The following is a 12,848-nucleotide window of genomic DNA, read 5'->3' on the forward strand; positions in this document are numbered from 1 at the left end:
CGACGCTGGCCGCCAGGCCAGCCGATCTAACCAGCATCACAGGCCGGAAAGCTCCCGGCCCCAAAAACAGCTTAAGCCACTTCCGCGTTATGGTAGATGTTCTGCACATCTTCCAGATCGTTGAGCATGTCGATGAATTTCTCGAACATCGGCACATCTTCACCGCTCACTTCGGTCATGATCTGCGGCAGGAACTGAATCTCGTCCACCGCAAAATCCACATCCCCCAACAAGTCTGCCAGCGCTTGCTTGGCCTTGGCGTACTCTGTGTGCGGGGTAAACACCGTGATGGTGCCGCCCTCATTCTCGATATCGCTCACGTCCACATCAGCCATCATCAGGGCTTCAAGCACCGCGTCCTCATCATCGCCGGCAAAGGCGAGAATGGCGCAGTGATCGAACATGTGGCTCACGCTGCCGCCGGTGCCCAGCTTGCTCTTGGTCTTGGTGAAGCAGTTACGAACGTCGGAAATGGTGCGATTGGGATTATCGGTCAGGCAATCGACGATCACCATGCAGTTACCCGGACCAAAACCCTCATAGCGCGCAACGGCGAAATCCTCACCGCCGCCGCCCTTGGCCTTGTCGATGGCCTTGTCGATGACGTGCCCTGGCACCTGGTCTTTCTTCGCCCGCTCGATCAGACCGCGTAATGTCAGATTACCCGTGGGGTCAACACCGCTTGATTTGGCGCAAACGTAGATCTCGCGAGCATACTTGCTGTAGACCTTGGTTTTTGCGTCAGCCGTTTTGGCCATTGATTCTTTGCGGTTTTGATAAGCGCGGCCCATGGGTGTGCTGTCCTGTAGGTTGTCGGAAAACTCCGGATTTTACGCTCAGATCCCGGCCAGATCCATTGCCATGGTCGTGGGCGGCGGGTATTGGCAGCGCGAGCTATGCACTCAAAGCAATGGCGTAACCGTTGCCAGCCAGGCAATCAGTAGAAAGATAACGACCACAATGCTCAGGGGTTTACGCAGCGCTGGATACCACACCGGTGCCAGCCCCTGTTTGACAGCCCAGATATCGGCGTAATACAGCGTGCCAAACGCAATCAAGAAAATGGGTACAGCAAAGTGAACCGGCAGGCTCAGCCCCAGCCAGCCAAGCAATGGCGGGATGACTGACAGCCCCAACTGAATCGGCGCTTTCTCACTGGACTCTTCAGCGCGCATGGCCAGCCCCCAGTGAATGGCACCCATAAAGGCCATCACGATCGCGGCGTAGGTGAGTAACTCCTCAAGCACGCGCTCGCGCCAGGCCTCGGGTGTGACCCAGATGCCAAGCGACCCGGTGATAAACGGGACCAGCCCGATGAAGCCCAGGCTGATAGCCAGTTTCGGGGGGCGGATGGCGCTGAAAGGGTGCATGAAAGCTCCGTTATCTGTAATTAAGCACTGAGTCAGACCACTCCCTCAGTCGATCAAGGTGACCGGGCCGGGCCGGCGCTTGCGTGGCAGGCGCTGCAATAAAGATCCTAGCCTGGATCTGAGTACCGCCGCGCTGGCTGGGTCGGCGACCGGCACGCTACGCGCATAGGTCTGCTGCACGTACTCGTCGAAGAAAGCATCCAGCTCAGGCTTCTGTGCGGGCAGCGCTGTCACCAATCGCGCATGCCAATGACGTGGTCCCTCCCCATCGCGGGCCTGGAGCCTGAGCCGCGCAAGTCGACGATTGAGCTTGTTCCATGCACGCTTGCGCGGGTCATTAGACCGCTTTTGCGGGCGCAACGTCCAGAGCGCCAGTGGCAGCATGACCACTGCGGCGGCAATCAGCGCGATGATGGCGATGCGTTGCCAGTCAGCGGTACCAAACCAACGGCGGAAAAAATCCAGCTGGCGTTCGCTCTCATAACCAAGCACATGCAGCTGCCAGCGGTAGTTCACATCATCCCAGGCCAGCCGGATGTTGTTGATCCAGCCGATGCTGCGATAACGCGCGCCGGACAAGGGCGAATCCTGCAAAAAGCTGCCTTCGCCGCGCAAAGCCTCCTGCAAGCCGCGCTCGATGCGCTCCGGTGCTACCTGGAAGGTGGGATCGACCGAGATCCAGCCGCGGCCCGGCAACCAGGCTTCGACCCAGGCGTGGGCGTCAAACTGATGCACCAATACATGGTTGCCACGCGGATTGACCTCCCCGCCCTGATACCCTGCAACGATACGTGAGGGTACGCCGGCTGCACGCAGCGCAAAGGTCATGGCGCCAGCGAAATGCGCGCAGAACCCGCGCCGCGTGTCGAACAGGAACTCGTCGTTGGTATGTTCCCCAAGCGTATCCGGACGCAGCGTGTAGTGGTATGGCTCGCGGTTGAAATGCTGCAGCATGGCCTGGATCAACTCGGCATCATCCGGGTATTGCCGCCGCAGGGTTTGAGCCCATTCCCGGGTGCGCGGGTCACTGCCCTCGGGAAACGCCAGATACAGCCGCCGTTGCAGCGCGTCCAACCCCTGTGGGTCGAGCAGACTGTCCGGCCAGGAGGTCGCGGAATACGCGGTGGTCTGACTGATCGGGCGTCTGGCGCGCAACATGAAATCCCGGGTCAGGACCAGTTCATCCGTCGTCGAGGTAGCGCCACGCAGGCTGAACAGCCAGGGCTGATGACTGGCGCCGGTTACGACGCGGTAGCCGATCGATGCACCCTCCACCTGTAACGCTCCAGGTCCACCGCCAGAGCCAACCGCCGTGTGGCTCCAGCGACGCCCATCAAATTGACTCAAGGTCATGGCGCGCCAGTACAGCTGCTCGTGTGCGGGAATCGGACCCTCGAAGTTGACCCGAAACGCCAACGCACCTGACTGCGCAAGATCTGCTACATCACCCGGCGCCATACTCTCCGAAAGCCCGGTGGTCGCCTGCTGCCCCGGTGAGTTGACTGCCCACAGCGGACCCAGCCGTGGAAATACCAGGAACAGCACCAGCATCAGCGGTATTGCCTGCGCCAACAGCACCCCAGCCGTGCGCAGGGCGCGTCCCGGATCGTTGCGCCCGGATGTCTGTTGCAGGCCTACCAGCGCCGCAATCAGCACCAGCAGCGAGACGCACTGGTACAGCGCCAGCAGAATGCTCTGGTTGAACAGGAAGGCTGTCGCGATGAGAAAAAAGCCCAGGTAGATCACTACCAGAGCGTCCCGCGGCTCACGCATTTCCAACAGTTTGAGCATGAACAACAGCAACAACAGCAACACGGCCGCATCGAGCCCGATCAACGTACCCTGGGTGACATACACCCCGACCACGCTGACCAGAATGGCCAGCGCCTTGCTCACTATGCCGGGATAACCCCAGCGCATGCGCTGAATCTGCACCCGCCATAACGCGCAGACCATCCAGAGTACCGCGACCCAGATCGGCAGACGTGGCAGATGCGGTAATAGTACGACCACCTGAGCGGTCAATAGCCACGCCAGACTGTTACGCGGGATCAGTGCCGAGCCCGTCATGGCGCCACTCCATACAGCGCTATAGCGAGCAGGCAGGCATCACGATGCGCGTCGCCGAGTGCGGGCCCCTGCTGCTCCCCTGCCAGGCTCAAACCATAGGGCTGGCTGGATTGCTCCAACTGCAGTATCCAACCCGCCAGACAACCGAGGCGCTGTTCCAGATCAACCCCCGGAGCAGCGTCAAGATCCAGCCAGATGCTGTCCTGCAGCGGCTCGGCAAACACCTTGCTGTGTAGGCCCTGTCCCCGTGACCAGGCGCGCCAATCCAGGCGCCTGCGTGAATCGCCTGGCTGATAGGCGCGCAACCCCTGAAAATCATCGACTCCTTCACCATAGGGCTGTTCACCCTCGCCTTCACCGCTACGCCCGGCACCGGGCAAGGGTGCATCTACAGGTTTGGGATACACCAGCACCTGCAGGTTCAGATCGACCAGACTCCAGGCGACAAACCAGCCAAGCGGGTAACGGGTCTCGATGCGCAAACGCCGCGGCTTGAACCAGCCCCGTTTTTGCACAGCGTGATAAAGCGTTACCTGCGCCTCCTGGTTGCTGTTTACATCCGCCTGTTGCGGCGTCTCCCCGGGCCACATCAGGCGTACCGACTGATGCTCGCGGTCCAGGGCGCGCAAGGTCAGATCGAAGGGAGCCGATTCGCCAGCAAATACCGGACGGCTGCCGGCGCCATGCACCTGCAGACCCGACAAATTGCGATAGGTATGGTACAGGCTGACCCAGAACAGGCTGGCTAGCACAAAAGTGACCGCGTATATCAGGCTGTTCTGGTAGTTGATTGCGCCGATGAGCATGATCAGCAACAGCAGCATCAGGCCCAGCCCCGCGCGGCTGGGCAGAATGAAAATGCGCCGGTGATTGAGCTGCACCTGGCTGGCGGGCGGTATGCGCTTGTTCAGCCACCGTGCAAAGACGCCACTGGCCTGGCCACCGAGGCGCGCGATCACACCGCTGGCACCCCGTTCAGCAGCCACTGCGCAAGCCCGCCCCCACCATGCCCTGCTGGATCCTCGCTGGCTCGCAAACGGTGACTCACCACAGCCGGCAACACCGCCTGCACATCCTCTGGAATCACGTAACCGCGATGTTCAAGCATGGCCCAGGCGCGGGCCGCGGCAAGCAGCCCCAGACTGGCGCGCGGCGATAATCCCCAGGCACATACCTGGCTCTCGCGGGTGCGGTTTACCAGCCGCAGAATGTAATCGATGATCGGCTCGCTGGCGGTGATCTCGGGGACGGCCTGCTGCAACATATGCAGCTGCTCGCGGGTCATCGCCGGCTCGATATTATCCAGCCTGGCACGTCGACCGCCGCGCAGCAGCAGCGCTTTCTCGGCGCTCAGGGACGGATAACCGAGCGACAGGCGCATCAGAAAGCGGTCGAGCTGGGATTCAGGCAAGGCGAAGGTGCCGCTTTGCGACACCGGATTCTGCGTCGCGATGACGAAGAACGGATCAGGCAACGGGCGAGTCGCACCGTCGACCGTCACTTGCCCCTCCTCCATTGCCTCAAGCAACGCACTCTGACTCTTGGGCGTAGCGCGATTGATCTCGTCAGCCAGGATCAGCTCGGCAAAAATAGGCCCCGGATGGAAGACGAACTCCGCGCTGTTACGGTCGAACACCGAGGTGCCGAGAATATCTCCCGGCAGCAGATCACTGGTGAACTGGATACGCTGATAGCTCAAGCCCATCACCCTGGCCAGCGCCTGGGACAAAGTGGTCTTGCCCATTCCCGGCAAATCCTCAATCAGCAAGTGCCCGCGGGCAAGGATGCACGCCACCGCCAGCTTTACCGCGTGCGGTTTGCCCAGCAGAACCTGATCAACCGCATGCAGCGCCCCGTTTAATACATCCCTCATTATTCACCTCGTATCTGTCCTGCCTTCCATGGTAGAGCTTGCCAGGCGCGGCGCAAAGCCCGTTGTCAGCCCTGGTCCGCCGTGTCCTGCTCGGCGGGCTCAGGCTTCATCGCCTCGAGGCGGTTGATCATGTAACGCACGTGCAGGTGCAGACTGTACAGCTCGTGGGCATAGGACAAGGGCACTTCCACCCGACTCAGATCGCTCTCCAGCGCGCGCAAGCCAGCGATCTCCGTGTCGATACTGCCCTCGATTTGGCCGTTGATGATCAACCGGTCAACGCGGCGCAGATGTTCGTACCATCTGAAAACTCGCGCGCGCATGCGCCAGGTGTAGATCGGGCCCATACTGCGCAGCAGCGGCAGCATGATCACAATGAAGGGGATCAGCAGGACGACATAACGGTCGGCAATGGAGGCAATCCAGAATGGCAGATGGCGCTGCAGCAGCGGCACGCCCTCGCGGTGGTAGTATTCAGCCTCACCGGTGAGTTCCAGCTCCATTGGCGCCGGCGCAGGGAAGGTATTCGGCGCATCGAGCAGATTGCCTTCACGCAGCACCTCACGTGAGGCTTCCAGAATCAAGGATGTCAGCGCAGGGTGGAATTCATTATTCGCGACCAGCATGGCCACCGGCGAAAGCAGCGAGGTGTCCTGGGGAGGCACATTGCCTGCCAGGTCCAACAGCCCCTCGGGCACGATGATATGTTCGAGGAAGGACAACCGCGATGCCAACGCCTCGCTCTGGGCCAAGTTTACCAGTTGAACATTTGGGTCGGAGATCAGCCCCGCCAGTAGACTGTTACCCACCGGGAGCACAAGAAAGGCCGCATCCAGCTCGCCGTCGAGCAACGCCCGAGCACTCGCGGCGCTACCCAGCGCCTGCCAGGTGCCGGCCTCAAGCAACTCCAGCGCACGCCCATTACCGACCTGCCCGAACAGGCTGCGTACCACCGACCAGGTTCCGCTGCCCTCGGTACCCACCGACACCCTGTGATCGTGCAGATCGGTTAGCCGCTGAATTTCGAGATCACTGCGCTGAAACAGCCATAAGGGTTCGCGGTAGAGCGCAGCCAGGCCACGCAACCGCCGCAGCTGCTGCCGCTCAAGCATGGCGGTAGTGCCGCTCTGGACCAGGCCAAGCTGTACGTCATCCGACCCATCGGTCAGACGCTGGAGATTGTCGACACTGCCACGACTGGGATACAGCTCAAGCGTCAACCCGTCACGTGCCAGACGCTCCTTGAGCTTCAAACCAAACTGATGATAGCCACCGTTTTCGCTGCCGGTCGTCATGCCGACGGTGCGTGGCGGAGCAGGATCCAGAAACCGAAAGAGTATCCAGATCACGCCCGCGGCCAGAGGAATAATCCAGAGATTGGCGCGAACGAATACTGCAGCCTGTTTAAAGACGTTCAATGACGGACTCCGGCGCGTTAGACGATCCACCCAGTCTAACCGCAGCCCGGTGTAACGGCGAATGGCTATCTGACACCCCGGTCTTCGGGTAGCGCCATTCAACCGCTAACTGAGCCTGCTATGAGCCCAGGCGCGCCGAGACGAATTCATACAGCGACCCTACGGTTGCAAACGCCTCGCCTTCGATCTCGTCATCGGCGATCTGTATACCAAAGGTGCTTTCGATTTCGCCAAGGATGACCACTACCGCCATCGAGTCGAATTCAGGCAGCCCCCCGAGCAGCTCGGTATCTGCATCCAGTACCACCTCATCATCGAGTTGCAAACTACGGCGCAGCAGTCCCTGGATTTCGGCAAATCGGTCCAATCAGATATCCTCCGGTCACATCGGGCTTATCCCGAAGAGCGGCGGATTCTGACAAATATCCACGGTCGCCGCTAGGGTCTATTAAAGTCGACACTGGCCGCATCGACCGCACTCAGGGCCCAACAGCTTCCGTCTGGTTATCTTTTGCCACAACCACGGCTTGCAACCTTGCCCGGTTCTGGTAGTGTCGAGGGGTGCCGGTGTTCTGCTGGCCATCGCTTCACAGGCACTTGAAATAGCCACCTGCGTTGCTGTTACCGGATCTGAAGTCGCGTCGATGAGCTCAGTTACGAGTCGTTAACTGCGCCTTTTCGGCGTTTGTGCCGTATCTGAACCAGTTTGCGCATGCTTTCAAGTCTTACAAAACCAATGAATTATTATTCCTGACAAGGAGTTGTGCCGTTCGCCATGAACAAATCACCCGCAATTGTGATGACAAAATTGGATATCCAGCGACTGGACGAGTTGCTCGCGACCATGGATGCGCCCATTGACCTGCTCGAAGCCCTCGAAGGCGAAATGCTCCGAGCGAGGGTAGTCAGTCACAAGCGCATTGCAGCCGACGTGGTCACCATGAATTCTACCGTCCGCTTCGTTGACGAGGCGAGCGAGCGCGAATTCGTCCTGACCCTCGTGTATCCGGAACAGGCCGGCCGTGCCGGAAGTATTTCGATTCTGGCGCCAGTAGGCATCGCCCTGCTTGGGCTGAAAAAAGGACAGAGCATTTCTTGCACGGGGCCCAATGGCCGACCGCAGAAGCTCAAGATCATCGATATTCTCTATCAGCCTGAAGCCAGCGGCGACTTTCACCTGTAAGACAAAAGGCCCGGTTAATCCGGGCCTGATATATCAACCACTCTTTCTTCTATCCTCCAAATTTGCCTCTACTCTCGCCTCTAGCCCCCAGCTCGACCAGCGGGGTTTCCTGCGCAGCCCTCTGGTTACGATGAAAACCTGACCTTACAACCGATCGCTTGGACCAGACGCGGGCAGTGGACGGTCGAGTTCCATCTCGACCAGCGGCGTGGCTGGCGAGTGCTATGGCCGGGATGGAACCCGGCCCTCCATAGCGCGCCGAAGCTTTCCATTCCGCACTCTTTTGGTAGCCAGCTTCTAATCAATCCGTCGACGCCGATGACTCCCGAGTCAACTCCAAACCCGCTCTATCCGTCCAGCCTTCTTCCAATTCGGCTTTAACAGACACACCCAAGCCCTTGAAATCACTAACTTGCTTGACGAGATTTCCGCGCCCATTCACCAACTGATCACAGGCCCGCTGATAGGCTTCCGTGGCGCGCTCCAGGCTCTTACCAATACCGTCCATGCTGCCGAGAAACGTGCGCAACTTGTCATACACCTTGCCTGCACGATCTGCCAATTCGGCGGTATGCCGGTTCTGATCCTCGAAGCGCCATAGCTGGCGTACGATATTCAGACTGGTCAGCAAGGTGGTCGGTGTCGCGACCAGCACGTTCTGTTCGATAGCTTTCTGAAACAGCGTCTCGTCTGCCTTCAGCGCCTCGACAAAAGCCGATTCGATGGGGATGAACATGAACACCATTTCCGGCGCGTTGAGCCCCGGCAACTCGAAATAGTGCCGATCAGACAGTTCCCGAATGCGCTCGCCAATGGCCTGCACGTGTTCGGCCAGGGCGATACGCCGCTCACCTTCGTCTTCGCTATTGATGTAACGCGTATAGGCATTCAGCGACACCTTGGCATCGATGATCAGATGCTTGTCCTGCGGCAGGTAGACCAGAACGTCCGGACGCTGGCGCTTGCCCTCGCTGTTATTCATGCTCACTTCGCGCTTGAAGTCCTGGCCCTGGCGCAGGCCTGAACGTTCGAGCACATTCTCCAGGATCAGCTCGCCCCAGTTGCCCTGGGTCTTCTTCTGCCCGCGCAGGGCCGTGCTGAGATCATGCGCCTCCTGGGTAATCTGTCGATTCAGCTCCTTGAGGTGCTGAAGCTCCTGAGCCAACGCGGCCTGCTGCTGGGTGTCCTTGTGGTGGATGTCCTCGACCTTGCTGCGGAACTGGTCGATCTGCTCGCGGAAGGGCTTGAGCAGCGCATCCAGCGACTGCTGGCTGTGCTGGGAGAACGCCTGACCCTTGGCTTCGAAGATGCGGCTGGCGAGCTGCTCGAACTCCAGCTTGAGCTGCTCGCGACTGTCCTTGAGCAACTGTTGCTGTTCGGTGAAGTGCTGCTGGCGTTGCTCCAGCGTGCTCAACAGGGTGGAGTGTTCGACGTTCAATTGCTCATGGGTGACCTGCAGATCCAGCAATCTGGTGTTGAGCGCTTCGCGTTCGCCGCGCAGTTCGGCCAGCTGCCGGACCTGCTCGCTGCTGAGCGTTTGCGCCCGCTCCGCCTGCACCTGCCATTGGTGACATTGCTGTTCGGCCTCACTCAGCCGTTTGCACACTTCGGCATGCTGGTCGCGCAGCACATCCAGTGTGTCCTGGATGTGTTCAACGCGCGCGTCCAGTGCGCCCTGACGGGCCAGCTGCTGGTGTGCTTCCATTTGCAGATGCTGGTAGCGCTCGCGCTGCGCTTCCAGCTCGTTGCGGGACTCGGCCTGACGTCGCGACATAAGCCAGACCGTTATCCCCCAACCCAGCACGGTTGCCAGCAGGACGCCGGGCATCAATGCTTCGAGATCGCTCGGGCTCATCACCTTTCTCCTTGTTACCGATGCAACTCACAGATGCAACAAAGCCCCTCGAAAGGGGCTCTGGTCACGTACAGGTGCTACAGCTCAACCGCACTTGCTGTCGCCGCAGCTCAGGCAAGTCATGCAGCCGTCCATCAGAACGGCCGCCTGCGTGTGGCACTTGGCGCACATCTGCGCGCCCGGTGGATACTCTTCAGTGCTGTCATCACACTCGGCAGACGCCTGGCTCTGGGCCGAAACGCCCATGAACTCGGCACGTTTCTGCTCGAGATACGCGCGCTGGTGGTCGTCCATCCCGTCCTGAATCATGCCGATGCGCTTGAGATGCTGGTCCAGCACTTCGCCAATCTCGGCCACCAGTGACGGCATCCAGCGCCCACCGCGCTTCATGTAGCCGCCCTTGGGGTCGAATACGCTGCGCAGCTCTTCAACCAGGAAGGTGCAGTCGCCGCCCTTGCGGAACACGGCAGAGATAATCAGCGTCAGGGCTGAAATCCACTGGTAATGCTCCATGTTCTTCGAGTTGATGAAGATCTCGAAGGGCCGACGCGTTTCATGATCACTGCCGTGATTGAGAATCACGTCATTGATAGTGACGTAGATCGCGTGCTCGGACGTCGGCGTCTTGATCTTGTAGGTAGAGCCTTCAAGAAACTCCGGACGCTTGAGCTTCTCATGCATCTCTTCCAGTTTCACCACAGGCGTCTGGACTTCCACTTCCCGGCTCGCGTCGTCCGGCTTGACGACCGAATAGTCGACAATCTTGCTGCTGATTTTCAATGCCATGTTAAATCCTTCCTCGCCCCGCCGCGACGGGGCTCAATCATATCTTGGGTTCAGAACTTGCCGTAATAGCCTTCTTTGAGGGCATCATACAGATTGGCGGCGCTGTGCATCTCGCCGTCGTACTCGATTTCATCTCCGCCCTTGGCTTCAACAAAGGATCCGTCTTCCAGCTTGAAACGATAGGTGGTGTTAGCCAGATCCTGCTCCTTGACCAACACGCCCTGGAAGGCTTCCGGGTTGAAGCGGAAAGTCGTACAGCCTTTCAGGCCCTTTTCGTAGGCGTACCGGTAGATGTCCTTGAAATCCTCATAGGGATAGTCGGTTGGCACGTTGGCGGTCTTGGAAATCGATGAGTCGATCCACTTCTGCGCCGCTGCCTGCACATCAACATGCTCGGTCGGTTTGACGTCGTCGGCGGCAATGAAATACTCGGGCAGATTGCGGGTGCCCGCCTCCATGCTCGGCAACGCTTCCGGATTGACGAAATGCCGGTAAGCCAGCAGCTCGAAGCTGAAGACGTCTACCTTTTCCTTGGACTTCTTGCCTTCACGGATCACGTTACGGAAATAGTGATGCGCAAAGCTCGGCTCGATGCCGTTGGAGGCATTGTTGGCCAGCGACAGCGAGATGGTACCCGTCGGCGCGATCGAGCTGTGGTGCGTAAAGCGTGAGCCCTTCTCGGCGAGTGCGGCAACCAGCTCCGGATCTTCAGCAGCGACCTGCTGCATATAGCGGCTGTATTTCGCCCACAACAGCTTGCCGGTCACCTTCTGCCCCGCCTTCAGACCGTCCTTGCGCATTTCCGGACGCTTGGCGAGCATGGCCTCGGTGACGATGAACTCTTCGTCCATCAGCGGTGCGGCGCCCTTCTCTTCACTCAGCTGCAGACCTGTGCGCCAGCCCTGGATGGCCATTTCCTTCGATACTTCTTCGGTGAACTCCAGCGACTTGGGTGAACCGTACTTCATGCACAACATGGTCATGGTCGAACCCAGACCGAGGAAGCCCATACCGTGGCGACGCTTGCGGTAGATCTCGTTGCGTTGCTGTTCCAGCGGCAAGCCGTTGATTTCCACCACGTTGTCCAGCATGCGCGTAAAGATATCGACAACCTTGCGGTACTCATCCCAATCGAAACGCGCCTTCTCGGTGAAGGGATCGCGCACGAACAGCGTCAGGTTGATTGAGCCCAGCAGACAGGCACCGTAGGGCGGCAAAGGCTGCTCGCCACAGGGGTTGGTGGCGCGAATTTCCTCGCAGAACCAGTTGTTGTTCATTTCGTTGACGCGGTCAATGAGGATGAAGCCGGGTTCGGCGAAGTCATAGGTCGAGGTCATGATCATGTCCCAGATGCGCTTGGCGCGCATGACCTTGGACACACGGCACGCCACCTTGCCATCGGCACGGGTCAGGTAGCGATCATTGGACGGCAGGTTACGCCAGATCACCTGATTTTCATCGTTCAGGTCGATGCCATCAGCGTCGACTTCGGACTGGGTAACCGGAAAGGACAATTTCCAGTCTTCATCAGCGGCAACCGCTTTCATGAAGGCTTCGGTAATCAGCAGCGACAAATTGAACTGACGCAGCCGGCCGCCTTCGCGCTTGGCCCGGATAAAGTCGGTGACATCCGGATGGCCCACATCGAAGGTTGCCATCTGGGCGCCACGACGGCCGCCAGCGGATGACACGGTGAAGCACATCTTGTCGTAGATATCCATGAACGACAGTGGCCCGGAGGTATAGGCACCAGCGCCAGACACATAGGCGCCGCGGGGACGCAGCGTGGAGAATTCATAACCGATACCGCAGCCGGCTTTCAACGTCAGCCCGGCTTCATGCAGCTTGGACAGAATGTCGTCCATCGAATCGCCGATAGTCGCCGACACCGTGCAGTTGATGGTCGAGGTCGCTGGCTTGTGTTCCAGCGCACCGGCGTTGGAGGTGATCCGTCCGGCCGGGATGGCGCCATGGCGCAGCGCCCACAAAAACTTGTCGTACCACTCTTCACGCAGTTCGGGAGCTTCGACATCAGAAAGTGCCCGCGCTACGCGCTGGAAGCTTTCATCCACAGTCTTGTCGATAGGTGACCCGTCCTTGGTCTTGAGTCGGTACTTGGTATCCCAAATATCTTCCGACGCAGGCTGCAAAGTGATACTGGTGACGACGTTATGCAGGCGCTGCACCTTGGCTGTCTGACTCATTGCTTTCTCCCGAAATACTAGGCTACGCCGGAAAAGTCCCACCTGAACAACAGCTTGCTGTCAATGGGCATCCGGAAACGAAAAACACT

11 protein-coding genes are annotated in these 12,848 nt (G+C 59.3%); 1 reads left to right on the forward strand and 10 read right to left on the reverse strand.

The genetic code is table 11. The annotated features are described in order from the left end of the window. Positions 1 to 71: 71 nt before the first annotated feature. The 7 genes from FHK95_RS07180 to FHK95_RS07210 form a co-directional block, all read right to left on the reverse strand. The gene (locus FHK95_RS07180; protein ID WP_150303922.1) at positions 72 to 791 is read right to left on the reverse strand and encodes a YebC/PmpR family DNA-binding transcriptional regulator; all 720 of its coding nucleotides are present in this window, start codon (positions 789 to 791) and stop codon (positions 72 to 74) included. 111 nt (positions 792 to 902) lie between these two features. Continuing rightward, entirely contained in the window at positions 903 to 1,370 is a 468-nt protein-coding gene (locus tag FHK95_RS07185; RefSeq protein WP_150303923.1) for a DUF3429 domain-containing protein, read from the reverse strand. Positions 1,371 to 1,415: 45 nt separating this feature from the next. After that, positions 1,416 to 3,440 carry a transglutaminase family protein gene (locus FHK95_RS07190; protein ID WP_150303924.1) on the reverse strand — a complete coding sequence of 675 codons (2,025 nt, stop codon included), beginning with the start codon at positions 3,438 to 3,440 and terminating at the stop codon, positions 1,416 to 1,418. Further along, the gene (locus tag FHK95_RS07195; protein ID WP_150304107.1) at positions 3,437 to 4,396 is read right to left on the reverse strand and encodes a DUF58 domain-containing protein; all 960 of its coding nucleotides are present in this window, start codon (positions 4,394 to 4,396) and stop codon (positions 3,437 to 3,439) included. The genes FHK95_RS07190 and FHK95_RS07195 overlap by 4 nt, the downstream gene beginning before the upstream one ends. Then, entirely contained in the window at positions 4,396 to 5,313 is a 918-nt protein-coding gene (locus tag FHK95_RS07200; RefSeq protein ID WP_150303925.1) for an AAA family ATPase, read from the reverse strand. Before FHK95_RS07200 ends, FHK95_RS07195 begins: the two co-directional genes overlap by 1 nt. Before the next feature lie 65 nt (positions 5,314 to 5,378). Continuing rightward, entirely contained in the window at positions 5,379 to 6,731 is a 1,353-nt protein-coding gene (locus FHK95_RS07205) for a TAXI family TRAP transporter solute-binding subunit (RefSeq protein ID WP_150303926.1), read from the reverse strand. A 118-nt stretch (positions 6,732 to 6,849) separates the two neighbouring features. Next, complete coding sequence (locus FHK95_RS07210; RefSeq protein ID WP_150303927.1) at positions 6,850 to 7,098, reverse strand: acyl carrier protein; 249 nt, start codon at positions 7,096 to 7,098, stop codon at positions 6,850 to 6,852. 408 nt (positions 7,099 to 7,506) lie between these two features. Between FHK95_RS07210 and rnk the strand changes: the two genes are divergently transcribed. Continuing rightward, on the forward strand, positions 7,507 to 7,914 hold the full coding sequence (gene rnk / locus FHK95_RS07215; RefSeq protein WP_150303928.1) for a nucleoside diphosphate kinase regulator: 408 nt from the start codon (positions 7,507 to 7,509) through the stop codon (positions 7,912 to 7,914). 301 nt (positions 7,915 to 8,215) lie between these two features. On the opposite strand, the gene rmuC is transcribed toward rnk, so the two are convergent. The 3 genes from rmuC to FHK95_RS07230 all read right to left on the reverse strand — a co-directional run bounded on the left by rmuC (position 8,216) and on the right by FHK95_RS07230 (position 12,759). Continuing rightward, complete coding sequence (gene rmuC, locus FHK95_RS07220; protein WP_150303929.1) at positions 8,216 to 9,769, reverse strand: DNA recombination protein RmuC; 1,554 nt, start codon at positions 9,767 to 9,769, stop codon at positions 8,216 to 8,218. Positions 9,770 to 9,853: 84 nt separating this feature from the next. After that, positions 9,854 to 10,555: a TSCPD domain-containing protein gene (locus FHK95_RS07225; protein WP_150303930.1), complete on the reverse strand. Its 702-nt coding sequence runs from the start codon at positions 10,553 to 10,555 to the stop codon at positions 9,854 to 9,856. Positions 10,556 to 10,605: 50 nt separating this feature from the next. Beyond that, entirely contained in the window at positions 10,606 to 12,759 is a 2,154-nt protein-coding gene (locus FHK95_RS07230) for an adenosylcobalamin-dependent ribonucleoside-diphosphate reductase (RefSeq protein ID WP_150303931.1), read from the reverse strand. Between the last annotated feature and the right edge of the window lie 89 nt (positions 12,760 to 12,848).

This window comes from Pseudomonas saliphila (assembly GCF_008638345.1).
Lineage (GTDB): Bacteria > Pseudomonadota > Gammaproteobacteria > Pseudomonadales > Pseudomonadaceae > Halopseudomonas > Halopseudomonas saliphila.

What these genes read in the sequence shown, in the direction of transcription:
- FHK95_RS07225 (WP_150303930.1), bottom strand. Translation starts at nt 10,555, where the DNA reads ATGGCATTGAAAATCAGCAGCAAGATTGTCGACTATTCGGTCGTCAAG.
- FHK95_RS07230 (WP_150303931.1), bottom strand. Translation starts at nt 12,759, where the DNA reads ATGAGTCAGACAGCCAAGGTGCAGCGCCTGCATAACGTCGTCACCAGT.
- FHK95_RS07185 (WP_150303923.1), bottom strand. Translation starts at nt 1,370, where the DNA reads ATGCACCCTTTCAGCGCCATCCGCCCCCCGAAACTGGCTATCAGCCTG.
- FHK95_RS07180 (WP_150303922.1), bottom strand. Translation starts at nt 791, where the DNA reads ATGGGCCGCGCTTATCAAAACCGCAAAGAATCAATGGCCAAAACGGCT.
- rnk (WP_150303928.1), top strand. Translation starts at nt 7,507, where the DNA reads ATGAACAAATCACCCGCAATTGTGATGACAAAATTGGATATCCAGCGA.
- rmuC (WP_150303929.1), bottom strand. Translation starts at nt 9,769, where the DNA reads ATGAGCCCGAGCGATCTCGAAGCATTGATGCCCGGCGTCCTGCTGGCA.
- FHK95_RS07190 (WP_150303924.1), bottom strand. Translation starts at nt 3,440, where the DNA reads ATGACGGGCTCGGCACTGATCCCGCGTAACAGTCTGGCGTGGCTATTG.
- FHK95_RS07200 (WP_150303925.1), bottom strand. Translation starts at nt 5,313, where the DNA reads ATGAGGGATGTATTAAACGGGGCGCTGCATGCGGTTGATCAGGTTCTG.